At 70.2% G+C, this 26,071-nt stretch carries 30 protein-coding genes and 2 pseudogenes; 15 read left to right on the forward strand and 17 right to left on the reverse strand.

What is annotated here, in order from left to right:
• Window positions 1–69: 69 nt before the first annotated feature.
• Entirely contained in the window at window positions 70–234 is a 165-nt protein-coding gene (locus ACWD6N_RS27565; RefSeq protein WP_354967832.1) for a hypothetical protein, read from the reverse strand.
• A gap of 118 nt (window positions 235–352) precedes the next feature.
• On the opposite strand from ACWD6N_RS27565, the gene ACWD6N_RS27570 reads away from it, so the two are divergent.
• The gene (locus ACWD6N_RS27570; protein WP_449940144.1) at window positions 353–1,642 is read left to right on the forward strand and encodes a low temperature requirement protein A; all 1,290 of its coding nucleotides are present in this window, start codon (window positions 353–355) and stop codon (window positions 1,640–1,642) included.
• Between the two features lie 92 nt (window positions 1,643–1,734).
• Window positions 1,735–2,748: an integrase core domain-containing protein gene (locus tag ACWD6N_RS27575; RefSeq protein ID WP_450005263.1), complete on the forward strand. Its 1,014-nt coding sequence runs from the start codon at window positions 1,735–1,737 to the stop codon at window positions 2,746–2,748.
• Between the two features lie 327 nt (window positions 2,749–3,075).
• Here the strand turns inward: ACWD6N_RS27575 and ACWD6N_RS27580 are convergent, their stop codons facing one another.
• Window positions 3,076–4,071 carry a helix-turn-helix domain-containing protein gene (locus ACWD6N_RS27580; protein ID WP_449939205.1) on the reverse strand — a complete coding sequence of 332 codons (996 nt, stop codon included), beginning with the start codon at window positions 4,069–4,071 and terminating at the stop codon, window positions 3,076–3,078.
• Between the two features lie 126 nt (window positions 4,072–4,197).
• Between ACWD6N_RS27580 and ACWD6N_RS27585 the strand changes: the two genes are divergently transcribed.
• Window positions 4,198–7,914, forward strand: a complete 3,717-nt coding sequence (locus ACWD6N_RS27585; protein ID WP_450005264.1) for a S8 family serine peptidase — start codon at window positions 4,198–4,200, stop codon at window positions 7,912–7,914.
• A 132-nt stretch (window positions 7,915–8,046) separates the two neighbouring features.
• Here the strand turns inward: ACWD6N_RS27585 and ACWD6N_RS27590 are convergent.
• Window positions 8,047–8,217, reverse strand: a pseudogene (locus ACWD6N_RS27590) (IS256 family transposase); the annotation flags it as partial.
• Between the two features lie 144 nt (window positions 8,218–8,361).
• On the opposite strand from ACWD6N_RS27590, the gene ACWD6N_RS27595 reads away from it, so the two are divergent.
• The 5 genes from ACWD6N_RS27595 to hypF are packed head-to-tail and all read left to right on the forward strand — an operon-like array spanning window position 8,362 to window position 12,613.
• Complete coding sequence (locus ACWD6N_RS27595) at window positions 8,362–8,739, forward strand: helix-turn-helix transcriptional regulator (protein WP_449939210.1); 378 nt, start codon at window positions 8,362–8,364, stop codon at window positions 8,737–8,739.
• Between the two features lie 10 nt (window positions 8,740–8,749).
• The gene (locus ACWD6N_RS27600; protein WP_449939213.1) at window positions 8,750–9,364 is read left to right on the forward strand and encodes a D-sedoheptulose-7-phosphate isomerase; all 615 of its coding nucleotides are present in this window, start codon (window positions 8,750–8,752) and stop codon (window positions 9,362–9,364) included.
• A complete protein-coding gene (locus ACWD6N_RS27605; RefSeq protein WP_354967840.1) occupies window positions 9,361–9,603 on the forward strand; it encodes a HypC/HybG/HupF family hydrogenase formation chaperone in 243 nt (80 codons plus the stop codon). The genes ACWD6N_RS27600 and ACWD6N_RS27605 overlap by 4 nt, the downstream gene beginning before the upstream one ends.
• A 55-nt stretch (window positions 9,604–9,658) precedes the next feature.
• On the forward strand, window positions 9,659–10,324 hold the full coding sequence (locus tag ACWD6N_RS27610; RefSeq protein ID WP_354967841.1) for a D-sedoheptulose-7-phosphate isomerase: 666 nt from the start codon (window positions 9,659–9,661) through the stop codon (window positions 10,322–10,324).
• A gap of 9 nt (window positions 10,325–10,333) precedes the next feature.
• Window positions 10,334–12,613 carry a carbamoyltransferase HypF gene (gene hypF / locus ACWD6N_RS27615; RefSeq protein ID WP_449939216.1) on the forward strand — a complete coding sequence of 760 codons (2,280 nt, stop codon included), beginning with the start codon at window positions 10,334–10,336 and terminating at the stop codon, window positions 12,611–12,613.
• A gap of 66 nt (window positions 12,614–12,679) precedes the next feature.
• Here hypF and hypE read toward each other — a convergent pair whose 3' ends face one another.
• The 13 genes from hypE to ACWD6N_RS27680 are packed head-to-tail and all read right to left on the reverse strand — an operon-like array spanning window position 12,680 to window position 22,631.
• Window positions 12,680–13,831 (reverse strand): hydrogenase expression/formation protein HypE, encoded by a 1,152-nt coding sequence (hypE, locus tag ACWD6N_RS27620; protein ID WP_449939219.1) that lies wholly within the window; start codon window positions 13,829–13,831, stop codon window positions 12,680–12,682.
• Complete coding sequence (gene hypD, locus ACWD6N_RS27625; RefSeq protein ID WP_354967844.1) at window positions 13,828–14,955, reverse strand: hydrogenase formation protein HypD; 1,128 nt, start codon at window positions 14,953–14,955, stop codon at window positions 13,828–13,830. The genes hypE and hypD overlap by 4 nt, the downstream gene beginning before the upstream one ends.
• A 13-nt stretch (window positions 14,956–14,968) precedes the next feature.
• Window positions 14,969–15,241: a HypC/HybG/HupF family hydrogenase formation chaperone gene (locus ACWD6N_RS27630; protein ID WP_354967845.1), complete on the reverse strand. Its 273-nt coding sequence runs from the start codon at window positions 15,239–15,241 to the stop codon at window positions 14,969–14,971.
• 21 nt (window positions 15,242–15,262) lie between these two features.
• On the reverse strand, window positions 15,263–15,364 hold the full coding sequence (locus tag ACWD6N_RS27635) for a DUF6893 family small protein (protein ID WP_387329349.1): 102 nt from the start codon (window positions 15,362–15,364) through the stop codon (window positions 15,263–15,265).
• Between the two features lie 29 nt (window positions 15,365–15,393).
• Window positions 15,394–15,597 (reverse strand): hypothetical protein, encoded by a 204-nt coding sequence (locus ACWD6N_RS27640; protein WP_449939224.1) that lies wholly within the window; start codon window positions 15,595–15,597, stop codon window positions 15,394–15,396.
• 14 nt (window positions 15,598–15,611) lie between these two features.
• On the reverse strand, window positions 15,612–16,226 hold the full coding sequence (locus ACWD6N_RS27645; RefSeq protein ID WP_449939226.1) for a DUF5947 family protein: 615 nt from the start codon (window positions 16,224–16,226) through the stop codon (window positions 15,612–15,614).
• Window positions 16,223–16,834 carry a hypothetical protein gene (locus ACWD6N_RS27650; RefSeq protein ID WP_449939229.1) on the reverse strand — a complete coding sequence of 204 codons (612 nt, stop codon included), beginning with the start codon at window positions 16,832–16,834 and terminating at the stop codon, window positions 16,223–16,225. The genes ACWD6N_RS27645 and ACWD6N_RS27650 overlap by 4 nt, the downstream gene beginning before the upstream one ends.
• On the reverse strand, window positions 16,827–18,626 hold the full coding sequence (locus ACWD6N_RS27655; RefSeq protein WP_449939231.1) for a nickel-dependent hydrogenase large subunit: 1,800 nt from the start codon (window positions 18,624–18,626) through the stop codon (window positions 16,827–16,829). Before ACWD6N_RS27655 ends, ACWD6N_RS27650 begins: the two co-directional genes overlap by 8 nt.
• Complete coding sequence (locus ACWD6N_RS27660) at window positions 18,623–19,744, reverse strand: NADH-quinone oxidoreductase subunit B family protein (protein WP_387329363.1); 1,122 nt, start codon at window positions 19,742–19,744, stop codon at window positions 18,623–18,625. The genes ACWD6N_RS27655 and ACWD6N_RS27660 overlap by 4 nt, the downstream gene beginning before the upstream one ends.
• A complete protein-coding gene (locus tag ACWD6N_RS27665) occupies window positions 19,741–20,280 on the reverse strand; it encodes a hemerythrin domain-containing protein (RefSeq protein WP_354967851.1) in 540 nt (179 codons plus the stop codon). Before ACWD6N_RS27665 ends, ACWD6N_RS27660 begins: the two co-directional genes overlap by 4 nt.
• Window positions 20,280–20,636: a hydrogenase maturation nickel metallochaperone HypA gene (locus tag ACWD6N_RS27670; protein ID WP_354967852.1), complete on the reverse strand. Its 357-nt coding sequence runs from the start codon at window positions 20,634–20,636 to the stop codon at window positions 20,280–20,282. Before ACWD6N_RS27670 ends, ACWD6N_RS27665 begins: the two co-directional genes overlap by 1 nt.
• Complete coding sequence (locus tag ACWD6N_RS27675; protein ID WP_450005265.1) at window positions 20,629–21,225, reverse strand: hydrogenase maturation protease; 597 nt, start codon at window positions 21,223–21,225, stop codon at window positions 20,629–20,631. The genes ACWD6N_RS27670 and ACWD6N_RS27675 overlap by 8 nt, the downstream gene beginning before the upstream one ends.
• Window positions 21,222–22,631, reverse strand: coding sequence for a hypothetical protein (locus tag ACWD6N_RS27680; RefSeq protein ID WP_450005266.1), 1,410 nt, complete (start codon window positions 22,629–22,631; stop codon window positions 21,222–21,224). Before ACWD6N_RS27680 ends, ACWD6N_RS27675 begins: the two co-directional genes overlap by 4 nt.
• A gap of 194 nt (window positions 22,632–22,825) precedes the next feature.
• On the opposite strand from ACWD6N_RS27680, the gene ACWD6N_RS27685 reads away from it, so the two are divergent.
• The 4 genes and pseudogenes from ACWD6N_RS27685 (at window position 22,826) to ACWD6N_RS27700 (ending at window position 24,030) form a co-directional block, all read left to right on the forward strand.
• Window positions 22,826–22,960 (forward strand): hypothetical protein, encoded by a 135-nt coding sequence (locus ACWD6N_RS27685; protein ID WP_354967855.1) that lies wholly within the window; start codon window positions 22,826–22,828, stop codon window positions 22,958–22,960.
• A 1-nt stretch (window position 22,961) separates the two neighbouring features.
• Window positions 22,962–23,270, forward strand: a pseudogene (locus tag ACWD6N_RS27690) (IS5 family transposase); the annotation flags it as partial.
• A gap of 11 nt (window positions 23,271–23,281) precedes the next feature.
• Window positions 23,282–23,539 carry a hypothetical protein gene (locus ACWD6N_RS27695; protein ID WP_354967856.1) on the forward strand — a complete coding sequence of 86 codons (258 nt, stop codon included), beginning with the start codon at window positions 23,282–23,284 and terminating at the stop codon, window positions 23,537–23,539.
• Window positions 23,515–24,030 (forward strand): hypothetical protein, encoded by a 516-nt coding sequence (locus ACWD6N_RS27700; protein WP_449939243.1) that lies wholly within the window; start codon window positions 23,515–23,517, stop codon window positions 24,028–24,030. Before ACWD6N_RS27695 ends, ACWD6N_RS27700 begins: the two co-directional genes overlap by 25 nt.
• Here ACWD6N_RS27700 and ACWD6N_RS27705 read toward each other — a convergent pair.
• Window positions 24,002–24,454 (reverse strand): transposase, encoded by a 453-nt coding sequence (locus ACWD6N_RS27705; RefSeq protein WP_450005271.1) that lies wholly within the window; start codon window positions 24,452–24,454, stop codon window positions 24,002–24,004. The two genes, ACWD6N_RS27700 and ACWD6N_RS27705, sit on opposite strands and share 29 nt — an antisense overlap.
• Between ACWD6N_RS27705 and ACWD6N_RS27710 the strand changes: the two genes are divergently transcribed.
• The 3 genes from ACWD6N_RS27710 to ACWD6N_RS27720 all read left to right on the forward strand — a co-directional run.
• The gene (locus ACWD6N_RS27710; protein WP_450005267.1) at window positions 24,347–25,012 is read left to right on the forward strand and encodes a type I restriction-modification system subunit M N-terminal domain-containing protein; all 666 of its coding nucleotides are present in this window, start codon (window positions 24,347–24,349) and stop codon (window positions 25,010–25,012) included. The genes ACWD6N_RS27705 and ACWD6N_RS27710 overlap by 108 nt on opposite strands.
• A 26-nt stretch (window positions 25,013–25,038) precedes the next feature.
• The gene (locus ACWD6N_RS27715) at window positions 25,039–25,329 is read left to right on the forward strand and encodes a transposase (protein ID WP_450005268.1); all 291 of its coding nucleotides are present in this window, start codon (window positions 25,039–25,041) and stop codon (window positions 25,327–25,329) included.
• A partial coding sequence (locus ACWD6N_RS27720) for an IS3 family transposase (protein WP_450005269.1) occupies window positions 25,326–26,071 on the forward strand: 746 nt, incomplete at its 3' end. The genes ACWD6N_RS27715 and ACWD6N_RS27720, both read left to right, overlap by 4 nt.

The raw sequence follows: 26,071 nt of genomic DNA on the forward strand, positions 1-26,071 counted from the left end.
CTCGACGGGAGCGGACCACCAAGGGCACACGACACCAAGGCAACGTTGCACATGGTGCGATGTCCGGGTTCAGTGGCCGCGGCTGTAGCGCACGGCCACCCGATCGGCTGCGGCGAACAGCCATCCGTGGTGCGCGTCGTCGGTCTCCTGCCGCGCCCGGTGGTGCATCTTCTCGAACACCCGCGGCACGGCGAGAATGAACGTCGGCTGATATTCGCGCAACTGGTCCAGCACCCCGTGACTGCCGGATCAGCGATGAACACGAATACGAGACAGTTGGATTACGCGACCCTGCCAGTCCGTTGTGTGGCTTCCGCCGCCGGGACGGGCGGGGGCTGCCAGACTGGGCGGCATGAGCACCGGCCACTGGCGGGGTCGGATCCTGCCTGCCGCGCCGGGGTCCCGCGTCACTCGCCTGGAGTTGTTCTACGACCTGGTGTTCGTGCTCGCGTTCCTCAACGTCACCACCCTGCTGTCGGCACACCTGCACGTACGCACGCTGCTCGCGGGGCTGGTGGTGCTGGCCCTGCTGTGGTGGTGCTGGGTCTCCTTCGCCGCCCTCGGCAACATGGTCCGCACCGACCAGGGGGTGCTGCCGCTGATCGGCGCGGTGACGGTGGTCGCCCTGTTCGTGCTCAACCTGAGCGTGCCGGAGGCGTTCACGAACCGACCCGGTGGGCCGCCCGGCCCGCTCATCTTCGCCGCCTGCTACGTGGTCATCCGGGTGGTTCAGGTGCTGGCGCTGCTGACCCGCGCCGACGCCCCGGGCCGCGCGGCACTGCGGTCTGGCCTGCCGCTGCTGGCCAGCGTGATGCTGATCCTGGTCGCCGGGGCGCTGCCCCACCCGCCCCAGGTCGGAGTGACGTGGCTGCAGCTGGCGCTGTGGGCGGCCGCCGTGGGCATCGAGTTCACCGCCGGGGGCCTGGTCCGCAGCGCCGGTCTGGCGGTGGTCTCCGCCGCCCACTTGGCGGAGCGGTACGCGCTGATCCTGCTCATCGCGCTCGGCGAGTCGATCATCTCGCTCGGACTGGGAACCAAACCGGCCGCCGGCCTGCCGCTCAGCTGGGCGGTGATCGTGGCGTCGGTCCTCGGCGTCACCACCATCGCGGCGCTGTGGTGGATGTACTTCGACACCCTGACGCTCGACCTCGAGCAGAGGCTGCACGGCACCCGCGACCCGGACGCGCGGGCCGCCTACGCCCTTGACGTCTACGCGTACCTGCATCTGCCGTTGATCGCTGGGATCATCCTGTTCGCCCTCGGCCTGAAGCGCTACCTCGCCGTGATCGCCGACCCGCACGGTGACCCGTGGCGGGTGCGGGCGCTCAGCCTGGACTACCGGGTGCTGTTCGCCGGCGTGATCATCTACATTCTGGGTCTGCTGGCGTTGGGGGTGCGGGCCAGCCACCGGGTGCGCCTGTGGCCGACCGTGACGGTGGTGGCGCTGGCCGTCGTGCTGCTGCCCGCAGGCCGGTTGCCGGCGGTCGTCGGCTTGGCGGTGCTCGCCGCGGCCTGCGTCGCGCTGGTGCTGGCCGGGCTGCGCGCCAGTGACCCGCTGCGCCGCGAGGTGCGGCAGGTCGCGCTGCAGGAGCAGGTCGCCGCCGAGCAGGAGCAGTCCGAGTGGCGCCGCCGCCACCTGTGAGCCGAGGGGCCGGCCCTTGAGGATCAACGGCCGGAAATCCGGCGCTGTGCCCACACCCCCCGCCGACAACACCCCCCCCGGATCATACGTACGTGCGCGTGTGGCTGGACGACCCGCCGCGGGACCCCAAGGGCTGGCTGGTCACCGTGGCCGCCGTCCTGCGCCGGCAGAACCCGAAACCGCGCCTGGACTGGGCCGACCGGGCGGTGCTCGCGGCTCTGATCAGCCTCCTACCTCGGCCGTTGAAGACGCATCGGCTCGTCACCCCGGCCACGGTCCTTGCCTGGCATCGGCGGCTGGTGGCGCACCACTGGACCTATCCGAATCGGCCCGGCCGGCCACCCATCGACCCAGCCAACGCCGCCCTGGTTGAGCAGATGGCCCGGGACAATCCCGGCTGGGGCTACCTACGCATCCAAGGCGAACTACTCGGACTCGGCCACCGCGTGGGTGCCTCCACGATCCGCCGGATCCTCAAACGACTCGGCTTACCACCGGCGCCGCTGCGCCGCGACCACACCATCTGGCGGCGGTTCCTGCGCACCCAGGCGTTGACCATGCTGGCCTGCGACTTCTTCCACGTGGACTGCACACTCACCCTCCAACGCCTGTACGTGTTCTTCGTCATCGAGGTCGACAGCCGCTACGTGCACATCCTCGGCATCACCACCAACCCCAACGGGCCGTGGACCAACCAGGCGGCCCGTAACCTCCTTATGGACCTTGGTGAACGCGCCGACCAGTTCAAGGTCCTCATCCGTGACCGAGCCGGCCAGTTCACCGCCGCCTTCGACGCCGTACTGGCCGATGCCGGCGTGACCGTGTGCAAGATCCCCCCGCAATGCCCGCGGGCGAACGCGCATGCGGAACGGTTCGTCCTGACCGCCCGCAGCGAGGTGACCGACCGCATGCTCATCTTCGGCGAACGACATCTACGCCGAACACTCGATCAGTACGCACGTCACTACAACGGCCACCGTCCGCATCGGGCCCTGCAGTTGCAGCCCCCACGGTCCGACCGTCCCGTCGTTGACCTCACGCATGAGCGGATCAAACGCCGACCCGTCCTCGGCGGGCTGATCAACGAGTACGAACGAGCCGCGTAGAAGTCCAGCTCGGGCCCCATGACAGGGATTTGGCACCCCACAGGTCAACGAGTGCTACGCACAGGAGGCACTCGCAGAGGCGCGGCGAGCTCTTCGGCCGGGAAGCATGACCGGCTAACTGGCAAGAACGCGGCGGATCTCGTCACGCAGGCTGGCGGGGTGCGCGGCGCAGCGCTCAAGTTCGGCGATCACCGTCCGCTCGCGACAATGAATCTGCCCGGAACCTCTGCGAACAGACAGGATCAAGAGGGGACCAGCAGGTCGATAGGCAGCAGCACGAGCCAAATTCCTCGCGGACGGACCGCCTGGCCGCACCAGGTCGCCCGCTCACAGCCAGCCGCGGCGTTCCGCCAGGCAGCCTGCTTGGAACCGGCTCGACGCTCCGAGCTCGGTCATCACGCGCTGGAGCCGGCGGTACGTCGTCCGGGTGCTCCAGCCGTTCACGCGCGCGATCGCCGTGTCGGTCAACCCCGCCATCATCATCGTGAGCAGTGACCGGGTTTCCTCGTCCGGCCGAGTGAGGCCACCAAAAGCACTCGGCGTCACCGCGGACGCGTCGAGCGGGGCGGCCTGGGCCCATTCGCCCTCGAACAGAGCTTCGAGGGCGGTGAGCAGCGGGGAGCGCCGGACGAGGTAGGCGACCTGCAGGCCGCTCCGGCTGAGGTCGAACGGGATGAGGGCGTCCTGGTCGTCGCGGATGATCAGCTTGATGGGCAGGGTCCGCCGGGTCCGGGCTTCTTCGCCGCCGCGTACGGCGGGCAGGATGTCCGTTTCCAGCTTCTGGGGCCAGGTCACCGCGTCCAGGCTGTAGATCACGCGGTGCGCCACGCCGTCGTTCTGGTGGCGGGCGATCTGCGCCTGGGTGTTCCTGGCGGCGCCTGCGCCCCCGGGCACCTCGTAGTAGGGCGGCGTGTCGAACACCCGGACCTGCTGGTGCGCCTCGGATTCCAGGTGGGCGACGGCCGCGGCGATCGTTTCCCGGTCGGTCAGCTGCTCGATCACGAGTTCGGGGCTCGTCCGGTGCGCGCTGCGGTGAATTTCCGAGAGCGAGTGCACCTTCGCGCGCGCCGCGCTCAGTTCGCGCTCCCGCAGCTGCACGAGCTGGTTGATCGCGATGTCAGGGGGAGCGGCCAGGTACCGCGCCGGGCTCCCACTACCGGCCACCAGGTGCTTCGCGTTGAGGGCGGCAAGGGTCCGCTGCACCGGGCCCGCCGGGGTCGACAAGTGGTCGGCGAGCGCGGCGACCGTCGACCCGGGCAGGGCGACCAGCGCTTCGTAGACCCGCTCCTCGTCAGCGGACAACCCCAGGACTGCGAGCTTCATTGTCGAGATTGTGCCAGCTGGCAGTAAGCAGCCACGAGGGGATCTTGCGGCGTTGATCGACGGCTGGCACTGTTCGGCCGCAGTGGCGCCCGTTGAGCTGCGCCCGCGCAGGAAGGAACCCCACCGTTGAGAACTTCACGCACGCGTCGGGCCATCGCGGCGGCCGCATGCCTCGCGTTGTCGCTCAGCTCGATCGTGGTCGCCGGTTCGGCGTCGGCCGCTCCCGGCGGATCATCGGGGCGCACCGCCCCGCAGACCCACACTGTCACCCTGATCACTGGTGATGTCGTCACGGTGAACGCGACCGGTGACGCCGGTGACAGCGGAGGGACGATCTCGGTCAACGGACCGGACGGCGGACCCGCCGACGCGAGGATCTTGGAGTCGGCGGGAGACGTGTACGTCTTTCCGTCCTCGGCGCTGACCTACCTCGGCAAAGGCGTGCTCGACCGGCGGCTCTTCAACGTCACGGACCTGATCGCCGACGGCTACGACGACGCTCACCGCGCCGACCTGCCCCTGATCGTCTCCTACGCCACCCAGTCGGCGGGGTTCCGCGCGAACGCCGCGCCACGGGGATCGGCGCTGGTCCGTCCACTCACGAGTGTCGACGGTGCCGCCATCACCGAGAACCGCGTGCAGGCGCGCGATTTCTGGGCCGCGGTGACGGCAGGCACGCCGTCGTTCTTCGCGGCGGGTGAGGTGACCCCGGCTTTCGCGAACGGCATCAAGCAGATCTGGCTCGACGGCAAGGTGTACGCGGACCTGGCCGAATCGGTCGCGCAGATCGGCACGCCGGAGGTCTGGGCCAGCGGCGACACCGGGCAGGGCGTCGACGTCGCGGTCCTCGACACGGGTGTCGACGAAGGCCACCCCGATCTGGCGGGACGCATCGTCGAGACCCGCAGCTTCATCGCCGGCGAGGACGTCCAGGACGTCCGCGGCCATGGCACCCACGTCGCTTCCACCATCGCCGGCACGGGCGTCGCGTCCGGCGGCGCCGAGAAGGGTGTCGCCCCCGGCGCTCGCCTGCACATCGGAAAGGTGCTGGCGAACTCCGGCTCCGGCAGCGACTCCCAGGTCCTCGCCGGCATGGAGTGGGCGGCGGTCGAGCAGCACGCCAAGATCATCAACATGAGCCTGGGTACGCAGGAGCCTTCCGACGGTACGGATCCGTTGTCGCAGGCCGTGAACCGGCTCAGCGCGCAGACCGGTGCGCTGTTCGTGATCGCGGCGGGCAACACCTCCGGCCCCGGTACGGTCAGCTCGCCAGGTGCAGCCGACGCGGCCCTCACCGTGGGCGCCGTGGACAGCGGTGACCACCTCGCCGATTTCTCGAGCCAGGGTCCCCGGGTCGGCGACGGTGCGCTCAAGCCGGAGATCACCGCCCCCGGCGTCGACATCCTGGCCGCGCGGTCGCAGTACACCGCCGAAGGGGAGGGCTTTTACCAAACGATGAGCGGCACGTCGATGGCCACGCCGCACGTGGTCGGCGCTGCCGCGCTGCTCGCCGCGAAGCACCCCGAACTCACCGGCGCCCAGCTGAAGGACCTGCTGACCAGCACCGCCAAGCAGACTCCCGACTACACCGCGTTCCAGGCCGGCAGCGGCCGCGTGGACGTGGCAACCGCCGCCCGTGCCGGGATCTTCGCTTCGGCCACCGCCTCCGGCGGGCAGAACGAAGCCGGCCCGGTCCGCCGCCCGGTGACGTACACCAACCTCGGTGGCACGCCGACGACGCTCGCACTGTCGGTCGCGGCCTCCGGCGTACCCGAGGGAATGTTCCGGCTCTCGGACGACCGGGTCACCGTGCCCGCGCACGGCACCGCTACGGTCACCGTGACCATCGATCCGTCGGCCGCGCCCGGCGGGTCCAACGGCTTCAGCGCCCAGATCCTGGCCACCGAACCGGACGGCGCGCTCGCCGCGCACACCGCGGTCTCGGTCGGCGCGCCGGCGCACCTGCTGACCATCAACGTCAAGGACGCCGCGGGCAAACCCGCGTCGGCGTTCGTCATCGTGCTCCGGGCGGGCGATCCAAACCCGATACCGGTGCCGGTCGACGGCACGGTGAGCTTCTACACACCGGAGGACCAGTACTCGGCGCTCGGCTACCTGGCCGTGTCCGGGGTCCACGGCCCGAACTCACAGGGGCTGGCGCTGCTCGGCGATCCCGACTTCACGTTCACCCAGGACCGCACGATCACGCTGGACGCCGGCCGCGTCCGGCTGGTCGACGAGACCACCCCGCAGCCCGGCGTCCCCACCTACCTGCGGCTCGAGTACTCGCGGATGGTCCACGAGGACGGCCGCTGGCACGACTTCGTTCTCGCGAACGAAAGCGTCGACAGCCTGTGGATCCAGCCGCAAGGCAAGGTGACGCACGGCGACTTCATCGTCGGTGCGCGGTGGCGCAAGGAACAGCCGGCGCTGACGGTGTCCGCCCGGGGGACCGACTACACCGACGTCCTCCGGCAGCGGGGCGTCACCGCACTGCCCGACGGAACCCGGACCCTGCCGTTGGTCTTCGCGGGTGCGGGGGCGCCGTCGGACTACGCCGGCCTCGGCGCGAGGGGCAAGGCGGTGATCATCCGGCGGTCCGCGTCGGCGACCCCGTCCGCGCTCGCCGAGGCGGCGGCTGACGCGGGCGCCAAGCTGCTGCTGGTGGCCAACGACCGGCCCGGCCGGCAGAGCCTCTACTTCGGGACGGACTCGGGGCAGCCGAGCCCCGTCGACGTCGGGCTCCTCAGCTCCGACGAGGGCGAGAAGCTGATCGCCCAGGCCCGGCAGCGCAACGCGCTGCGCACGGAGTCGCACCCGGCGCCGGCCTACGTCTACGACCTCATGCACACCTGGGACAACGAGTTGCCCAAGAGCATGGTCGTCCGCGCTTCGAGCAAGAACCTCGCACGCATCGACCAGACGTTCGCCGGCACCGTCCCCGCTGGTGCGGGCGAGGAGTGGCGGTACGACTTCCCGACGTACTCGGAATGGGGTATCGGGAACTACGTCGCCATGGCCGCCAGCGACCGCCGCACGGACTGGGTCAGCACCGACGGTGCGAACCGGTGGGGCCACGAGGTCTACGACGGCCTCCTGGGCCAGTGGGGCGTCCGCCGGACGTACAAAGCCGGCACCGTGTCGGACGACGAGTGGTTCACGCCCATCCAGCGGCCCTACCTCAACAACAACTACCTCGGGCCGGCGCGTACAGAGAACGAGATGCGGATCGACGTGCCGGGGTACGGCAACGCCGACCACACCGGCGCGATCTCGGACTTTCAGCACGCGAGTCAGACCGTGACCCTCTACCAGGGCGACACCCAGCTGGGCACGTCCAGCAACGGGCTCATCATGTACCCGAGGGCACCCAGCGCCGGGCCGCGGCAGTACCGCCTGGTCGTCGCGAACCAGCGCGACGCGTCCGTCAGCCCCTACTCGTCCTCGACCACGACAGCATGGACGTTCACCTCCGCCGCCCCGAAGGTCCCGGGCCAACGGGACCTGCTCCCGCTACTGCAGATCCGCTACGCCGTTGACCCGGACGCCTCCGGATCCGTGCCCCGCGACTCGACGTTCGGCGTCACCGTCGAACAACGCGCCCCTGTCTCAGTCGGCCTGACCGCGGTAACGGTCGCCGGCGGCGGCACCCCTCGCTCGCCCGGCGTCGAGGTCTCCTACGACGACGGCGCCACCTGGACCCGCCTCCGCGACGACCACCGAGGCGCCTACCGCCTGGACGCACCGAAAAAGGCGCACTTCGCCTCCCTCCGGGTAACCGGCACCGATTCCGCCGGTAACTCCGTCACCCAAACAACCCTTCGCGCCCTCGGCCTCCACTAACCCTTACCCCTTGCGGCCCGCCCCAAGGGGCGGGCCGCAAGTACGCGAACCTCAACGTTCTTTCGCGGTCACTTGCCCTGTGGGGTGCCAAATCCGGGGCTGTCTCGCTAACGGTGTTTCCGGCGATCTTGGTTAGTAGGTTTCAGCGGCCGGGAAGCGGTCGCTGAAGGTGATGGCGAAGGCGTTCAACGCGGGTTTCCAGCGCATCGTCCATCGGGTTCTGCCTGCTCCGGTGGGGTCCAGGGACCGGGTCACCAGGTACAGACACTTCAACGCGGCCAGCTCGTTGGGGAAGTGGCCGCGGCCCGCGGTTCCGGATGTTCGATCCGGCCGCGGCCGCGGCGCTGCTCATGGTGCGAGCCGAACCGGGCATTCCGCCTCGTTTAGGAGCGAAAGTGTGTTTAGCTGTTGAAAAGGTGTGGTGCCCTGCGCCGGGAAGGGATTGGCATGCACGGACGTGAGCTGCGTGGTCTACTGCATCCGTTCCTCCTGCTCCTGATCTTCGAGCGGCCCGGTCACGGGTACGACCTGATCGACCGGCTCCGGGACCTGGGACTGACCGATGTGGAACCCGGCCATGTCTACCGCGTGCTGCGCGGCCTGGAACGCGACCGGTCGCTGGTCTCCGGGTGGGAGACCGCCGAAGCGGGGCCGGCCCGCCGGTGCTACCAGCTCACCGCCAAGGGCCGCGACGATCTCCGGTCGTGGACCGTCCAGCTGGCGCAGCTCGACCAGGTCATCGGCGCCTGTCTGCGCCGCTCGGCAGGCGCCTTCCAGAGCGCGCATCCCGGCGGCGCTGACCGGTACCTCGCTGCCCGACCCTGAACGGAGGAGCATGGAGTCGTCTGTCCTGCCGGCCGTTGGCCGCGCGTTCGCCCGCCGGGTGGCACCGGCGCAGGCGCTCGCCGGCGACGCGCCGCAGATCGCCCGGGCCTGCTACGAGATGGCCGTACGCTTCCATCGCGGCGGAAAGCTGATCGTCTTCGGCAACGGCGGGCCGGCGACCGACGCCCAGCACATCGTGGTGGAGTTCGTTCACCCGGTCATCGTCGGCAAGCGAGCCCTGCCGGCGATCTCGCTGACCAACGACGCCGCCACCCTCACCGGGATCGCCCGGGCGGAGGGCTTCGACGAGGTGTTCGCGGCTCAGCTGCGCCTGCTCGCCGCCCCGGAGGACATCGCGCTCGGCCTGTCCGCCGATGGCCGGTGCACCAACGTGCGGCGCGGTCTGGTGACGGCCCGCGACCTCGGTCTCCTCACCGTCGGACTCCTCGGTGGCGATGGCGGTGACATCGCTCGGGACGCCGTCGCCGACCACGTCGTCGTCGCCCGCTCCGAGGACCCGTGCATCGTCAAGGAGGTGCACGTGACGATCTATCACATCCTGTGGGAGTTGGTGCACGTGTTGTTCGAGCAGCCCGGACTGCTGGAGCCGGAGCTGGTCCGGTGAACCCGCAGCCGGTGACGACGACCCGGGCCATGCCCGAGTGCCACGACGACGTGTGCATCACCTGTTCCGATGCGGCGGTCGCCGTCCGGGTACGGGAGGTGCTGGCCGGCGGCTTGGCAATGGTCGACACGGACGCCGGGCCGGAGGAGGTCAGCGTGGCCCTGGTCGACGCGGGACCGGGCGACGTAGTGCTGGTGCACGCCAAGGAGGCCATCGCCGTCGTGGAGAAGCGGTCGTGAGCGCGAGGAGTGAGCCGGATCTGCGAATCCCGCAGCCGCGAACTGAGGTGGCCCCGTGAGCGCCGGGGTCGAGGGCGCGATCGGGGCGCTCTACCCGTTCCTGGACACCCGGCCGACCGACGTGGACGCGGTGCTCGCCGAGGTGGCGCAGTCTACCGCGGCGAAGGCGGCGGAGATCGTCGCCCTGCGCGAATCCCTTGTCGCCGAGCACGGGCAGCGGCTGGTCGACTGCGCCCGCCGGTGCTCCGCGGCTTTCCGGGCCGGCGGCACGCTGTTCGCGTTCGGCAACGGCGGCAGCAGCACCGACGCGCAGGACATCACGCAGTTGTTTCTGCACCCACCGGCGGTCGCCCGGCCGTTGCCGGCCATCTCATTGGCCCACGACGTCGCGTTGATCACCGCACTCTCCAACGACGTGGGGTTCGAGGTGGTCTTCGCCCGGCAGTTGGCGGCGTTCGGTCGGGCCGGGGACATCGCGGTGGGGCTGTCCACCAGCGGCGGATCGAACAACGTGCTGCGCGCATTCGAGGAGGCGTCCCGGCGCGGCATGCTCACCATCGGGCTCGCCGGGTACGACGGCGGCCGGATGGCCGAGTCCGAGTTCGTCGACCACCTGTTCGTGGTGCCGTCGGCATCGGTGCACCGGGTCCAGGAGGCGCAGACGACGGTCTACCACGTGCTCTGGGAACTCACCCAGCAGGCGCTGGCCGACGAACTCTGACCGGTCGTCATGGACCTGGCCAGCGTGCGGCGGGTGCACGTCCGCGTCGAGGGCATCGTGCAGGGGGTGGGCTTCCGGCCGTTCGTGCACGCACTCGCCACCGAGTACGACCTGGCCGGCTTCGTCGGCAACGACACCGCGGGCGTCTTCGTGGAGGTCGAAGGGGACGGGGAACGGCTGGCCGCCTTCGTGGCCGACCTCAGCCGGCGGGCGCCGACCCTCGCCGAGGTCGAGCGGCTCACCACCGAGCCGGTCCCGCCGACCGGCCGGCCCGGCTTCGCCATCGTCAGCAGCGTCACCGGCGCCGGCCGGGACGCCCTGATCTCCCCGGACACCGCCACCTGCCCGGACTGCCTCGCCGAGCTGGCCGACCCGGCGGACCGGCGCCATGGCTACCCGTTCACGAACTGCACCAACTGCGGCCCGCGTTTCACGATCGTCGAGGACGTCCCGTACGACCGCCGCACCACCACCATGGCCGGGTTCCCGCTCTGCGTCGAGTGCACCGCCGAGTACGCCGACCCGGCGAACCGCCGCTTCCACGCCGAGCCGGTGTGCTGTCCCGCCTGCGGTCCCGCCCTCCGGTTCGTCACCGCCGACGGCGCCCCGGTCCCCGGTGACCCCCTGAACACCGCCGTACGGTGGCTGCGGGACGGCCGGATCGTCGCGGTCAAGGGCCTCGGCGGCTACCACCTGGCCACGAGAGCCGACGACGATCGGGTCGTCACGGCGCTGCGCGCCCGCAAGCACCGCGAGGAGAAGCCGTTCGCCGTGATGGCCGCCGACCTGCCGACGGCGCGCACCCTGGTCGACGTGGCGCCGGCGGCCGAGGCGGTGCTCACCAGCGCCCGCCGTCCCGTGGTGCTGCTGCCCCGCCGCGCCGACGCCCCGGTCGCCGGGTCGGTGGCGCCGGGCAACCGCGAGCTGGGGGTGCTGCTGTCGTACACGCCGCTGCACCAGCTGCTGCTCGGGCGACTGGGCATGCCGATCGTGTTGACCAGCGGCAACGTCTCCGACGAACCGATCGCGCACCGTGACGACGACGCCCGTCGGCGGCTCGCGCCGATCGCCGACGGATTCCTCGTGCACGACCGGCGGATCCACGTCCGGACCGACGACTCGGTGGTCCGCGTGTTCCGCGGCCGAGAACTGCCGGTACGGCGGTCCCGCGGTTACGTGCCCGCCCCGATCACGCTGCCGTGGCGGTTCGACCGGCCGGTGCTGGCCTGCGGCGCGGAGCTGAAGAACACCTTCTGCGTGGCGAAGGGACGGCGCGCGTTCGTGTCGCACCACATCGGCGACCTGGAGAACTACGAGACGCTGCGGGCGTTCACCGACGGCATCGCGCATTTCACCCGGCTCTTCGACGTCCGGCCGGCGGTCGTCGCCCACGATCTGCATCCCGAGTACCTGTCCACGAAGTACGCCCTGCGGCGCGATGACGTCGAACTGCTCGGCGTCCAGCACCACCACGCCCACATCGCGTCCTGCCTGGCCGACAACGGCGACCCCGGCCCGGTGATCGGCGTCGCCTTCGACGGTCTCGGGTACGGCACGGACGGCACCCTCTGGGGCGGGGAGTTGTTCGTCGCGGACCTCACCGGGTTCGAGCGGGTCGGTCACCTCGGCGCGCTGCCGATGCCGGGTGGGGCCGCGGCGGTACGCGAGCCGTGGCGGATGGCGGCGGCCTATCTCGACGAGATCTACGGCGACGCCGTACCGGAGCTGGCGGTGCTGCGCCGGCACGAGCGGCAGTGGCCCGCGGTGGTGGCGCTGGCGCGGACCGGGACGAACTCGCCGCGTACCTCCAGCGCCGGCCGGCTCTTCGACGCCGTCTCGGCGCTTCTCGGACTGCACGACCGTGTCACGTACGAGGGGCAGGCCGCGATCGCCCTGGAGCAGCGGGCCCACCGTGACGAGCGGGGCGGCTACCCGGTCGAGGCGGGCGGCCCCGTGCCGCTCCTGGAGGCCGGGCGCGGGCTGGTCCGGTGCGTGGTCGACGACCTGCTCGCCGGCGTGGATCCCGGCCGGATCGCCGCGCGCTTCCACCATGGCCTGGCGGACGCCGTGGTCCGGTCGGCAGGAGCCGTCCGGGAGAACACGGGACTGACCACCGTCGCGCTCTCCGGCGGGGTCTTCCAGAACGTGCTGCTGCTCGACCTGGTGGTGAGCGGGCTGGAGCGGGACGGCTTCCGGGTGCTGGTGCACTCGCGGGTGCCACCCAACGACGGTGGCATCTCGCTCGGCCAGGCCGTGTTGGCCGCAGCGCGGGCCGTACCGGCCGGCTGACCTCGCGGCGCGATCAGCGGTGGCCGCGGCGCGCGCCGTGCCCGCCGGCTGGCCCCGCGACCGCCGTCAGCAGATGCGGGGGAGTGGGTCGCCGACCAGCATGTCGACCACCCGGGTGCCCCCGAACGCGGTCCTGAGCAGCACCATTCCGGGCGGGTCGGCGGCGACGCGGCCGATCACCGCCGCACCTTCGCCGAGCGGGTGGCCGCGCAGCGCCGCCAGAGCGGCCTCCGCCTGCGTGCCGTCCACCACGGCCACCAGGCGTCCCTCGCACGCCACGTAGAGCGGGTCGATGCCGAGCAGCTCGCAGGCGCCGGTCACGGCCGGACGCACCGGTACGGACGCCTCGTCGACGACGACGGAGACCTGCGCCGCCTGCGCCACCTCGTTGAGGACGGTCGCCACACCGCCGCGGGTGGCGTCGCGCAGCAGCCGAACCCCGGGAGCCGCGTCCAGCAGAGCGTCCACCAGCCCCGGCAGCGCCGCGGTGTCCGAGGCGAGGTCGGCGGCGATGTCCAGTTCACCGCGGGCGAGCATGATGGTGACTCCGTGGTCGCCGATCGGCCCGGAGACGACGACCGCGTCACCCGGGCGGATGTGCGCGGCGCCCAGGCTCAGCGGCCGCTCCAGCACCCCGACGCCGGCCGTGTTGACGTAGCAGCCGTCGGCCTTGCCCCGCTGCACCACCTTCGTGTCGCCGGTGACGACCTGGACTCCGGCGCGCGCCGCGGCGGCGGCCATGGAGGCGGTGATCCGCCGCAGGTCGGCGACGGGGAAGCCCTCCTCTAGGATGAACCCGGCCGACAGGTACAGCGGCCGGGCGCCGCTGACCGCGAGGTCGTTGACGGTGCCGTTGACCGCGAGGTCGCCGATGTCCCCGCCCGGGAAAAACAGCGGCGACACCACGTACGAGTCGGTGGTGAACGCCAGCCGGCCGGTGCCCACGGAGAGCACGGCGGCGTCTTCGAGCGCCTCCAGCGTCGGGTTGCGGAACGCCTCGACGAACAGCCCTTCGACCAGGCTGTGCGTCGCCTTCCCACCCGCGCCGTGCGCGAGCGTGATCCGGCTCTCCCGGATCTTCGGCGCGCGCCGGCGGGCCCGTTCGATGCGCTTCAGCACCTGCTGCTCCGGCGACAGCCGCCCCGGCTCGCGCTCGGTCGTCGCCTCCGCCTCGGCCACCGGGCGCTCGGCCCACCCGGCGGTGCGTTCGGTCGTCATGCCCGGACCGCCTCCGTCAGCCGCTGCCTCGTGAAGCGGCCGAAGTTGTAGTAGGCGGCGCACGCACCCTCCGAGGAGACCATGCACGTGCCGATGGGGGTCTCCGGCGTGCACGCGGTGCCGAACACCTTGCACTCCCAGGGCTTGAGTACCCCCTTGAGCACCTCGCCGCACTGGCAGGCCTTCGGGTCGGCCACCCGTACCCCGGGCACGTCGAAGATCCGCTCGGCGTCGTACGCCGCGTACTCGTCCCGCATCCGCAGTGCGGAGTGCGAGATGAAGCCGAGGCCGCGCCACTCGAAGTACGGCCGCAGCTGCATGACCTGGCCGATCGCCTCTAGCGCCCGCAGGTTGCCGTCCCAGGGCACCACCCGGGTGTACTGGTTCTCCACCTCGCAGCGCCCCTCGGCGAGCTGTTTGAGCAGCATGAAGACCGACTGCAGGAGATCCAGCGGTTCGAACCCGGCACACACCAGCGGTTTGCCGTAGTCGCGGGTGATGAACTCGTACGGCCGACAGCCGATGACGGTGGAGACGTGCCCGGGTCCGAGGAAGCCGTCGAGCCGCAGGTCGGGTGAGTCGAGGATCGCCTTGATGGCCGGCAGGATGGTGACGTGGTTGCAGAACACCGAGAAGTTATCGATGCCGTCGGCGGCCGCCCGCAGCACGGTCATCGCGGTCGACGGCGAGGTAGTCTCGAACCCGATCGCCATGAAGACCACCCTGCGGTCCGGGTTGGTCCGGGCGATCTTCAGGGCGTCCAGCGGCGAGTACACCATCCGGATGTCCGCACCGGCCGCCTTGGCGTCCAGGAACGAGCCGTTCCCGCCCGGGACCCGCATCATGTCGCCGAACGCGGTCAGGATGACGCCCGGCTCGTTGGCGATGGCGATGGCGTCGTCCACCCGGCCCATCGGGATGACGCAGACCGGGCAGCCCGGCCCGTGCACGAGTGAGACGTTCTCCGGCAGGTAGTCCTCGATCCCGTGCTTGTAGATGGTGTGCGTGTGCCCGCCGCAGACCTCCATGAACTTGTACTGCCGTCCCGGCTCGCACAGCGCGGCGATCTGGGTGGCCAACGCCTGGGCCTTGTCCGCGTCGCGGTACTCGTCGACGAAACGCATCTGGTCGCCCCCTCTAGGTGATGTCAGATTCGGCGAGCGCCTGCAGCTCGTCGGTGTACGCCTGCCCGAGGCCGGTCAGCAGCGCCAACGTGGCGGCCGCCTCGGCTTCGTCGATCTTCGACATGGCGAACCCGACGTGGACCAGCACCCAGTCCCCGACGCCGATCCGGTCCGCTCCGAGCAGGCCGATGTTGACCGCCCGCCGGACGCCCACGACGTCCACGACGGCCAGGTCGTCGTGACCGGCCTTGATCTCGACGATCTCGCCTGGGATCCCAAGACACATCGACTTGCTGGTCCTCTCCGGTCACATCTTCTCGATCTTGATGTAGCGCCGCAGTGCGGGAAGTTCCTTCCAGAACACCCCGACCACGGCGACGCCGGCCAGCAGCGCCAACAGCTTCCGCACAGCTCACCTCCTTCGGACCCGCGCCGGGCTCAGCCGGGCGGCAGGTTCGGCATGATCGGCAGGATCGGGCCGTGCTTCTCGGGCCGGATGCCGGTCGAGCGGCGGCCGTCCACCGTCCCGTCCGCGTTGTGGCCCGCCTGCTTCTTCCTCCGCGAGTTGCCCTCCTCGACGCCCTTGGTGTGCGCCGCCGCGTCGAGTTCGATATCGGGATCGCCCACCCGGATCTCGCCCATTACCGCCCCCTCCATCAGTTGTCGCCGGACGGCCCACCGTGCCGCCGCCCGAGATCGTCGAAGAACCCCGCGATTTCCCGCCACACCGCGCTTCCCCCGGACATGCCCGTCCAGTGCCGGCGGATGAGCGCCACGAGCCGGAAGCAGTCGTCGACCGGCACCACCCACTGCTGGCCGCCGCCGCGCGGCGTGCCCGTCCACACCAGGAACGCCTCGACCCGTGGCGCGAGTTCGGCCAGCGCGGGTGATCGTGCCTCGATGGCCCGCCAGGCGCCGGCATCGATCTCCGACTCGGTCGTGCCGAGCGGGCTCGGGAAGTGCCCGAGCACCCGGCCGTCCCGCTGCTTCACGAAGAACACCAGGCCGACGGGCACGCCGAGCTCGTCGGCGGACAGCCGGGTCAACCGTCTGCCCTCGGTGGGGACGAGCTGGTACCGGCCGCCGCCGGCCGCCTCGCGGTCGAACAGCAGGGAGCACGGCGTGCAGGCGCACATCAGCTCCCCGTCCTGCTCGTCCCAGACGTGCCGGTGCTCGGGGCCGACCGGCTCGGCGCACACGCCGCAGCGCTCGACCGCGGCCGCGCGCTCCCCGGCGCGGCGGATCGCCCGCTGCAGCGCGCTTGCCGTCATGCCGGGCCACCCAGCGCCACCGGCCCCGCAACGCGCCCCGCCTCGCGCATCGTCGCCACCTCGGGCCGGTCCGGCCGTTGCCACAGACTGGTGACCGGGATCAGCGGCGGAGCCGGCGCGGGTGCTACCACGTCGACGGCGGACAGCTCCGGCGCGAACGTCAGCACCTGCTGCTGCACCAGGTCCCGCAGGACGGTGCCGCCACCGCCGCACGACCTCGCGGACAGGCTGATCCGCGCCACCTCGTCCTGGACACCGATCAGCGCGATCTCGGCACCCTGCGCCTGCAGCTGCGGCCGAAGGTCGTCCACCGCACGGGCCACCCGCCGGTCCAGCGGATCCGGATGGACGCGGTGCAACAGCAGCAGGTGCCGCAGCAGCTCGTCGCCGGTCAGCCGGTCGAGCGCGCGAGGGTCGTCGGCGGCGAGGTCGGTGACCCGGGCCAGCGCCTCGCCGTACACCTCGGTCAGCACCTCGACGGCGTTCAGCGCCAGCTCGGCGGTGCGGCCGGGGGTCTGCTCGAGCTGGGCGAGCACGGCGTCCAGGCGGGCCAGCCGCGGCTCGACGGCGGCGTCGTCGAGCCGCGGGACGTCCGGCGGCTCAGCCATGCGACGCGCCGAACATCGGCGAGTGGATCTTCTTGAGGGTCTTGCCGCCGCCGACGTACATGTGCACCCCGCACGGCAGGCAGGGATCGAAGCTGCGCACCGCCCGCATGATGTCGACGCCCTTGAAGTTGTCCGGGCCGTTCTCCTCGAAGATGGGCGTGTTCTGGATCGCGTCCTCGTAAGGCCCGGGGGTGCCGTAGCTGTCGCGGGGACTGCCGTTCCACGGTGTCGGCGGGTACGGTTGGTAGTTGGCGATCTTGCGGTCGCGGATCACGATGTGGTGCGACAGGATGCCCCGGACGGCCTCGTGGAAGCCGCAGCCGATGGCCTCGTCCGGCACCTCGAACTCGGTGAAGACCCGCATGTCGCCGGCGCGCATCCGCTCCATTGCCCGCTCCAGGAAGTACAGCGACATCGCCGCGGCGTACGCGATGAAGTAGGCCCGCGAGCGGTCCCGCTCCAGGGCGTTCGACCATTTCGGGATCTTCCACTCCAGCGTCATCTCGGGCAGCTGCTGGCTCTTCGGCAGCGAGATCAGCACGCTGTTCCCTGTCGACTTGACGTACGGGGTGTCGACCATCTTCGCCAGCGCCGTGGTGTACAGCCGGGCGAAGCAACCGCCGCCGGTGTCCAGGGCGAGGTGCTCCCCGCTGCTCTTGTCGAACCAGCGGGGGCTCATCACCCAGCTGTACTTGTCGCTGAAGTCGCGCTTGCCGGGATCCGGGAGGGTGGTCTGGTTCCAGGGGTGGCGGATGTCGACCGGGTTGCCGAGCGGGTCGTACTTGACGAACGGATCCTCCTGGCCCGCCCAGTCCTTGTAGTAGGAGCTGCCGAGCAGGATCCGAATGCCGAGGTTGATGTCGACCAGGTCCGTGGTGAGCAGCTTGCCGTCGACGACGATGCCGGGCGTGACGTGCATGGCTCGTCCCCAGTTCGTCATGGTCTCGTAGCGGTAGTCGACGACGTCGGGGTTCTGGAACGAGCCCCCGCAGCCGAGCAGGACTCGGCGGCGGCCGACCTCCTCGTAGCCCGGCAGCGCCTCGTACCAGAAGTCGAAGATGTCGTCGTTCATGGCGACGGCCTTCTTGACGAAGTCCAGGATGCTGATCAGCCGGCTCAGGTAGTCGGTGAACAGCGACGGCTGGGGCATCGTGCCGACGCCGCCGGGATAGACCGTCGACGGGTGGACGTGCCGGCCCTCCATGAGGCAGAACATCTCCCGGGTCGTCCGGCTGACCTTAAGCGCTTCCTTGTAGACCTCGCCTTCGAACGGGTTGTAGGCCCGCATGATGTCGGCGATCGTCCGGTAGCCGTGGATGTCCCGGCCCGGTGCCGCGGTCTTTTCGGCCAGGGCGAGCACGCTCGGGTTGGTCTGCTTGACCATCGCCTCGCAGAAGTCGACGAAGACGAGATTGTCCTGGAAGAGGGTGTGGTCGAACATGTACTCGGCGGCCTCGCCGAGATTGATGATCCACTCGGCCAGCGGCGGGGTTTTGATGCCGTACGCCATGTTCTGCGCGTACACCGAGCAGGTCGTGTGGTTGTCGCCGCAGATGCCGCAGATCCGGCTGGTGATGAAGCCGGCGTCCCGCGGATCCTTCCCCTTCATGAACACCGAGTAGCCGCGGAACAGCGACGACGTGGTGTGGCATTCGGCGACCACGCGGTTCGCGAAGTCGATCTTCGTGTAGACGCCGAGGTTGCCGATGATCCGGGTGATCGGATCCCACGCCATCTCCACCAGTTCGCCGGGTTTCTGGCCAACGGCCGGCTTCGGTTCCGTCGCGGTCACGACTTGTTCCTTTCCATTGCCGCCTGTCGACGGGGATCTGCTGGAGCGTACGGGCGCCACCGGGGGTTGTAGCCGCTGGTGAGTTCCGGACCGTTGTGGTGCCACTTCGGTTCCTTGTTGGCGGTCGCGTTGGTGATGCTGCGCAGGCGGCGGATCAGGGCGCCGTACGGCTTGATCATCAGCGTGGAAAGGCTGCCACCGGGAGGCATGTCCATGAACGGCATGAACTTGTCGGGGAAGCCCGGCATGGTGCAGCCGATGCAGATGCCGCCGACGTTGGGGCAGCCACCCACGCCGCCCATCCAGCCGCGCTTCGGGACGTTGCAGTTGATGACCGGCCCCCAGCAGCCGATCTTCACCTGGCACTTGGGCGAGTTGTAGTCCTTGGCGAAGTCGGCCTGCTCGTAGTAGGCGGCCCGGTCGCAGCCCTCGTGCACGGTCTTGCCGAACAGCCACTGCGGCCGCAGCATGTGGTCCAGCGGCGGGGGCGGGGCCGAGCCAGCGGCGTGGTAGAGCACCCAGGTCAGGGTCTCCATGAAGTTCTCCGGCTGGATCGGGCAGCCGGGCACGTTGACGATCGGCAAACCGCCCTGCGACCGGAAGTCCCACCCGAGATAGTCGGCCAGGCCCATGCACCCCGTCGGGTTGCCCGCCATGGCGTGGATGCCGCCGTACGTCGCGCACGTGCCGGCCGCGACCACCGCCCACGCCTTCGGCGCCAGCTGGTCGAGCCACCAGTTCAAGGTCAGCGGCTCACCGGTGTGCTCGTCATTGCCGAACGAGGTCCAGTACCCGTCGCCGTTGATGTTCTCGTTCGGGATCGAGCCCTCGATCACGAGGATGAACGGCTCGCGCATCTCCCCACGGGCCGCCTTCCGGTATGGCGCCAGGAACTCCTCGCCGCCGGCGGTCGGCGACAACACCTTGTTGTGCAGGTTGACCTTCGGCAGACCGGGAACGAGCCCGAGAACGACGTCCTCGATCGCCGGCTGAGCGGAGGCCGTCATCGACACGGAGTCGCCGTCACAACTCATGCCCTCGGAGATCCAGAGGATGGTGACCTCGTCGAACCCGTTCTCCTGCGGGATCACCGCGGTGTCGCGTACGCCCTGTGTCATGTGCGTGGCCTCCCTTGGATCCGATCCCGCAGCCGGTCGTAGATGGCCGCCACCGGCACCGCGAGGGCCAGCGCCGGCGGCTTGTCCGGCGCGTGCGGGTGCGGGCGCGTCGGGGCCCGCTGCTTGCCGTGGTCAATCTCCTGGCCCAGCTCGCGGAGGGCCTGCTCGTCGGCCCGGACGCTCAGCTGCGGCATGAGCTCGTTCTCGTCGTCCTGCACATGCCGTGCGACGGCGGACGCCAGCCGCTCCATCAGCTCGTCCTGCGCGTGATCGCCGGTCCGGCAGCGGTCCAGCTCGAGGAGCAACTCCTTGATCGGCCGGTGCCCGGAGAGGTGCCGGTCGACCTGGCCGTCAGCCAGGACCTTCGCGGCGAACGGGTAGAAGAGAACTTCCTCGAGTGCGGCGTGCTTCGACAGCTCGCGAATGAGGATCTCCACGACGCCGCGGCGCTGCGCGTCCGATTCCGCTGCCTGATAGTCCCGAAACAGCTGTTCCACCACGCGGTGGTCGTGCCGGAGCAACTCCGTAGCGTCCATCAGACCGCCCCCCGTCCGGCGCTGTCCACCGTGATCGATTCCAGTACGACGTCGTCGCTGCCGGTGACGTCGATGTCGACGCCCCCGCACTGCGGGCAGGACACCATCGCGAGGTGGTCGTCGACCGGCCCGCTGCGGCCGCAGCCGTGGCAGGCCACCGTCATCGGTTCGAGCACCAGGTCGACGGCGGTGTCCGCGGCGACCGTGCCGGCCGCGGCCAGCTGGATGCCCTGCGTGACGACGTCGCGGTCGACCGGATGGCCACCGATCCGCACCCGCAGCCCGGTGACCCGGCGGCCGGCGGCCCGCCGTACCGCCGCCGCCACGATCGCCTCGGACAGACCTGTTTCATGCATGCGTGCTCACCCCCCGTTCGCTGCCGTCTGCGGGCGTGCCTGGTGCCGGCCCGTCGCCGCGCCCCAGCCGCGCGGCTTCCTCCCGTACGATCCCCGTCACCGTCCGGACCGCCTCGTCGAGCGCGGCGGACACCGGAGCCGACAGTCCCATGCGCTCGTCGAGGACCGCGGGACGGCAACCCACCACGAGGACCCGGTCGACGCTCCCGCCCAGGCCGCGCAGCAGGTGCAGCACCGACTCGGGATCCATGCCGTGCGCGTCGGCGGCCGGCGCGTCCAGCACGTCGGCCGGCCGTAGCGTCCAGCCCGGATCGTCGAGGTCCACCTGGAGTACGGCCAACGTCCCGGGCGGTTCGTCCAGCGGCAACGCGTCCACCAGGACCAGCACGTCGTGGCGGCCGTCCAGCAAATCGTAGGCCAGGTGTATCCCCCGGATGCCGTAATCGGACACATCCACCCCCGGTGGGAGGACCGCGTCCCGCAGCCGCCGGACGACCTCGACGCCGAACGCGTCGTCGCCGAGGAAGATGTTGCCGATGCCGGCGACCAGGATCCGCCCGCCGTCGGGGCTGCTCACGGCGCCGCTCACGGGGTCGCCACCTCTCCGGTCAACGGCTCGACCTCCTCGGGACGGAAGTGACGCAGCCGCCCGTACCACTGGTGCAGCTCCGCGCCCGGGTCGTCGTCCACCGTCACGGCCAGGAATCGTGACCCGTCCACGTCGAGCAGCACCTGCTCCACACGGGCGGTACGGCCCTCCAGGAACATGTCGTGGGCGTCCGTGCCCCGCCGGCGGGGCCGTAACCGGACCCGGCTGCCCCGCGCCAGCAGAGCGCCCGCGACCAGCACCGTCTCGGTCTCCGGCGCGATCCCGTCATCGGCGCCGGGCTCCCACCATGGCCGTTCCGGGTCGGGGGCGGCATCGCCACCCCGGCGTACGGGCGCCAGGGCCCGGATGGCGCCGTGCAACCGTTCGAACACCGCGGGCGGCATGGCCTCGACCCGGTCGACGATCGCGGCGGCCCGGGGATCGGTGGCCCGCGCCTCCCGCTTCTCGGCGTCGGAGAGCGTGAGCGTCCGCAACGAGAGGATCTCGTCGATCTCGGCCGCGTCGTGCAAGTCACCCGGGCTCTCCGGCGCGATCTGCGGGTGGTCGTAGAGGATGATGGGCGACGAGAGCAGCACGTCGGCGCTGCCAGGTTCGCCTGCGAGCACCGGGAACGTGTGCACGTTGCGGCACTCCCGGGCTGCGCACGCCGCCCACTCCGGCGGGTCGAGCAGGGACAGGAACCGCCCCCGGCTGACCGTGGCCAGCGTGTGGGTCGCCAGCAGGCAGTGGCGCAACGTCTCGTCCCGCGGGCTGTCCGGCGGGATGGTCCCGTCCGTGTTCTCGACGCGTATCGCGAGCCGCAGCAGGGGGAACGGCGCTTCGGCCGGGGCGGCGGAGACGGTGACCGACGCGGACAACGGCCAGCGCCGGCGCACCACCCGCCCGACCGGCTCGCTCCGGCCGTCGACCAGCGGCTCGACGTCCTCCCCACCCGGTAGCCGGACGTCCAGCCGGCGGCCCCGCCGCAGGTCACCCACCGACGCCTCGATGTCGAACTCCCGCGGCACCGCCTCGTCGAAGCTGAGCTCCGTGCGGCCACCGGCCTCGATCCGGTCGACCGGCCGGTACCCGCCGGCCGTCCGCTGCTCGGTCAGCTTGCGTTGCAGGTGCAGGAACCGCAGCCGGATTCGGACGTTCGCCGGGTCTGGCGCTTCCAGCAGGCACTCGGTCTGCTGCCACGGCGACTCCGCGGAGCCGGCCACGCCGCTGTCGACCAGGCCGTGCGCCGCCGCCCAGGTCGGGGGCACCAGGACCCCGAACTGCCAGCGGACCCGGTTCTTTCCCGATGAGCGCCGATAGGGATAGAGCAGGTAGCCCTCGTACAGGATCGCGTCCGCGACCGCCTCGGCGCGGTCGATCCGGGAACTGGGGCGATCGGTCGGCACGGTACTCAACCCCCTTCAGGGCCTGCTCGGAACCCGCTGCGGCAAGCGGTCACACTGGTCTAACCCGTCCCACCAGGCGGCCGTAAGTGCGTGCCGCCGGTACGTGCCGAGCGCACTCACCGGACCAGGTGACCCGGCAGCAGGTGTGCCCGCGCCGTCGCCGGGTACCCCGACGACCGGACAAGGAGGCGTCGATGACCCAGGAAGCACCGGACCACTTCCGGCCGGAGGGCGGCATGGTGCTCACCCAGCTGTTGATCGTCCGGGACGTGGACCGGTCCCGTGAGAGGGTGGTTCGGTTGCTTATGCCCATTGTGGGCTTGGCTTGACGCGTCGGTCACGGACAACGCGATCGGCGTGCGACTGCTGGACTCCGTCCTCGCGCACACCCCTTCGGTGACCAAAGGCATGGGTGGACGCCGGGTTTAGAGACGACGTCGCGATCCACGGCGCCGTGCGCGGTATCGACGTCGAGCAGGTCAACGCAGCGACATGGCGGCCGGGTTCGTGCCGGTCAAGCGCAAGAGCCGACCCGCCTCGGCGGTGACTCGCACCTGGTGGGCGTCCACAGCGAACCTGATCCGCCGGCTGACCGGCACCACTACCGCGTCCTGGCGCGACCCAGACCACCAGCGGTGACCCGGCCCTCGGTGCTGGACCTGCTCACCGAAGGCGAGACCGCCGCCGGCATGACGGCCGAACGGCTCCGTGAACAGATCGCCACGCTCACCGAGCAGCTCACCGCGGCCGGGACCGAGCTGGCCGAACTCGCCATCACCCGCAAGACGCTGCTGCGCCTGACCGGCCACGCCGTGTACCGTGCCAAAACTCATCGCACCTGGTGTGAGCTGATGTTTCGCGTCCCTGGCACAGGATGGGGGGCGTGTTGGTTCGGTTGCTGTACTTGAGCGCGGTGCGCGTGTTCGGCTGGCTGCGGCAGGCCACGCGGAGCGAGGCCGCGATGGTCGCGGAACTGCTGGTGCTGCGCCACGAGGTTGCTGTACTGCGACGCCAGATCGGCCGGCCGCGGCTGTCGTGGCCGGAACGCGCGGTGTTGTCCGCGCTGGTCCGGGCCCTGCCACGAGAACTGTGGAAGCACCGCTTCGTCACCCCGGCGACTCTGTTGGCCTGGCATCGCCGACTGGTCCGCCGACGCTGGACCTATCCGAACCAGCAGGGACGGCCACGGGTCAGCGACGAGATCCGTGACCTGGTGCTGCGCCTGGCCCGGGAGACTCCCGGCTGGGGGCACCGGCGCATCCAAGGCGCCTCATCCCGCCGCCGTCGCCGCAGCGAGCGCCAAGACGACCGCAACCGGATGGTCCCGGCCCGGCGACGACCGTTTTCCGAGGCCCCGCTCCTTCATGCCATCAAGAGGCGGCGAGGAGTGGTGTTCTAGGCTGGGGTTCGGCGGGTCCGGGAAGTGACTGTTCCGAAGTGTTGACCCTGGGGTTCGGGTCAGCCGCGCTGGATTGAAGAGTCGCCCCCACGTGTCCTCCCGGGCCCGTCTCGGCTTTCTTGGCGTCTTTGATCATTTGCTTGTAGACGATGTCGGACAACCGTCGCTTGAGTGCGCGCATGGCCTCCATCGGTGTTTTGCCGGCGGCGAGTTTGCGCCGGTAGTGGGCACGGCCTTCGGTGTCGTGGCGTAGCTGGACGACGGCCATGATGTGCAAGGCACGGTTGATGCGCCGGTTCCCGGCCCGGGACAGGCGGTGGCGCCGCTGGTCACCGGACGACGCGTCCAGGGGTGCGGTGCCGTTCCAGGACGCGAGGTGCCCGCGGGTGGCGAATCGGCTGATGTCGCCGATGTCGCCGATCAGGCGGGCGGCGCCGGAGGGGCCGATGCCGTTGAGGTCCTGCAGGCTGCTGCCGGTGGTCTCGACGAGCTCGGTCAGTTCCTTGTTCGCGGCCTTGATCTTCTTGTCGACCTGGACCAGTTCGGTGATCAGCTCGGACGCGAGCCGGCGGCGGGTGCTCCCGACCAGACCACGCGGCCGGACCGTGTTGAGCAGGGCCCGGGCCTGATCCTGCGACGCCTCGACTGCATCCTTGAGCCCGACCGGGAGGCGGTGCGCGCGCTGGCGGCGAAGTACGCTAACCCGAACCGGCTCAAGATCGAGGTCAAGAAGGCGACCGGCAGGCCGTTCTACAACACCTCGAACTACTCCTTCGCCAATCTGCTGGCTGACGCCGATGGGCTGGCGGACAACCTGGCCGACTACATTGACCGGTTTTCGCCCGACGTCGACGTGTTCCAGTACTTCGACTTCAAGAAGGAGATCCTCGCCCTGGACAAGGCGGGCTCCTGCGCGAGGTCATCACGTCCTTCAAGGCCGTCTGAGGTGCCACGGGTTCTCCGGACAGGGACCCCAAAGTAGAATTGCCCTGTCTGGAAGGAAGACTATTGCCACGCGCGAAGAGGAATTTCTCTCCTGAGTTCCATGAGGAAGCGGTGAAGATGGTGATCGAGACGTCTCGTCCGATCGCTCAGGTCGCCCGGGAACTCGGGATCGGGGAAGGAACGCTCGGGAACTGGGTCGCGGCGTACCGCCGGGACCACGCCGGTGACGAGCCGGCGCTGAACATCAGCGAGCGGGAAAGACTGCGGCAGTTGGAGCGTGAAGCGCGGGAACTGCGTATGGAGAACGAGTTCCTGAAAAAAGCCGCTGCGTACTTCGCCAAGGATCATCGGTGAGTGAAACGTTCGAGTTCATCGACGCCGAGTACGCGCACGATTCCATCCAGAACATTCTTACGGCGAGGCCGTCAATTGCCGCGATGTGTGCGTGGCTCGGCGTGTCCCGATCCGGCTATTACGAATGGCGTGACCGGCCAGAATCAGCGACCGCCCGCCGGCGGGAGGAGCTGAAACACCTCATCATCGTGTCCTTTGAGGAGTCCGACGGCACCTACGGGTACCGACGGGTGCACGCCGACCTGGCCGCGTGGGGTGTCACCTGCGGCCCGGAGTTGGTGCGGTCCCTGATGCGCGAGATGGGCCTTGTGCCCTGCCAGCCCCGGCCCTGGCGGCACAGCCTGACCGACAACGACGGCCAGGACCGGCGTCTGCCGGACCTCGTCGGCCGTGACTTCACCGCCGAGGCGCCTGGGCAGAAGATGGTCGGCGACATCACCTACATTCCGACCTGGCAGGGATGGCTGTACCTGGCCACCGTCATCGACTGCCACACCCGCGAAATCGTCGGCTGGGCCATGGCCGACCACTACAAGACCACCCTGATCGAATCAGCGATCACCATGGCCGTGCGCAACCACCCGACCGACGACGGCGCCATTTTCCATTCCGACCGCGGCAGCGACTACACCTCCGGTGACTTCGCCGCAATTCTGAAGAAACTGAGGCTGCGGCAGTCCGTCGGCCGCACCGGCATTTGCTACGACAACGCGATGGCCGAATCATTCTTCGCCGCGCTTAA

Source organism: Micromonospora sp. NPDC005163 (assembly GCF_053599835.1).

Bases quoted from the DNA above. Each gene is read 5' to 3' on its own strand.
- ACWD6N_RS27665 (WP_354967851.1), bottom strand. From the start codon at position 20,280: ATGGACGCTACGGAGTTGCTCCGGCACGACCACCGCGTGGTGGAACAG.
- ACWD6N_RS27595 (WP_449939210.1), top strand. From the start codon at position 8,362: ATGCACGGACGTGAGCTGCGTGGTCTACTGCATCCGTTCCTCCTGCTC.
- hypF (WP_449939216.1), top strand. From the start codon at position 10,334: ATGGACCTGGCCAGCGTGCGGCGGGTGCACGTCCGCGTCGAGGGCATC.
- ACWD6N_RS27670 (WP_354967852.1), bottom strand. From the start codon at position 20,636: ATGCATGAAACAGGTCTGTCCGAGGCGATCGTGGCGGCGGCGGTACGG.
- ACWD6N_RS27570 (WP_449940144.1), top strand. From the start codon at position 353: ATGAGCACCGGCCACTGGCGGGGTCGGATCCTGCCTGCCGCGCCGGGG.
- ACWD6N_RS27600 (WP_449939213.1), top strand. From the start codon at position 8,750: ATGGAGTCGTCTGTCCTGCCGGCCGTTGGCCGCGCGTTCGCCCGCCGG.
- ACWD6N_RS27640 (WP_449939224.1), bottom strand. From the start codon at position 15,597: ATGGGCGAGATCCGGGTGGGCGATCCCGATATCGAACTCGACGCGGCG.
- ACWD6N_RS27685 (WP_354967855.1), top strand. From the start codon at position 22,826: ATGACCCAGGAAGCACCGGACCACTTCCGGCCGGAGGGCGGCATGGTG.
- hypE (WP_449939219.1), bottom strand. From the start codon at position 13,831: ATGACGACCGAACGCACCGCCGGGTGGGCCGAGCGCCCGGTGGCCGAG.
- ACWD6N_RS27650 (WP_449939229.1), bottom strand. From the start codon at position 16,834: ATGGCTGAGCCGCCGGACGTCCCGCGGCTCGACGACGCCGCCGTCGAG.
- ACWD6N_RS27580 (WP_449939205.1), bottom strand. From the start codon at position 4,071: ATGAAGCTCGCAGTCCTGGGGTTGTCCGCTGACGAGGAGCGGGTCTAC.
- ACWD6N_RS27630 (WP_354967845.1), bottom strand. From the start codon at position 15,241: ATGTGTCTTGGGATCCCAGGCGAGATCGTCGAGATCAAGGCCGGTCAC.
- hypD (WP_354967844.1), bottom strand. From the start codon at position 14,955: ATGCGTTTCGTCGACGAGTACCGCGACGCGGACAAGGCCCAGGCGTTG.
- ACWD6N_RS27645 (WP_449939226.1), bottom strand. From the start codon at position 16,226: ATGACGGCAAGCGCGCTGCAGCGGGCGATCCGCCGCGCCGGGGAGCGC.
- ACWD6N_RS27660 (WP_387329363.1), bottom strand. From the start codon at position 19,744: ATGACACAGGGCGTACGCGACACCGCGGTGATCCCGCAGGAGAACGGG.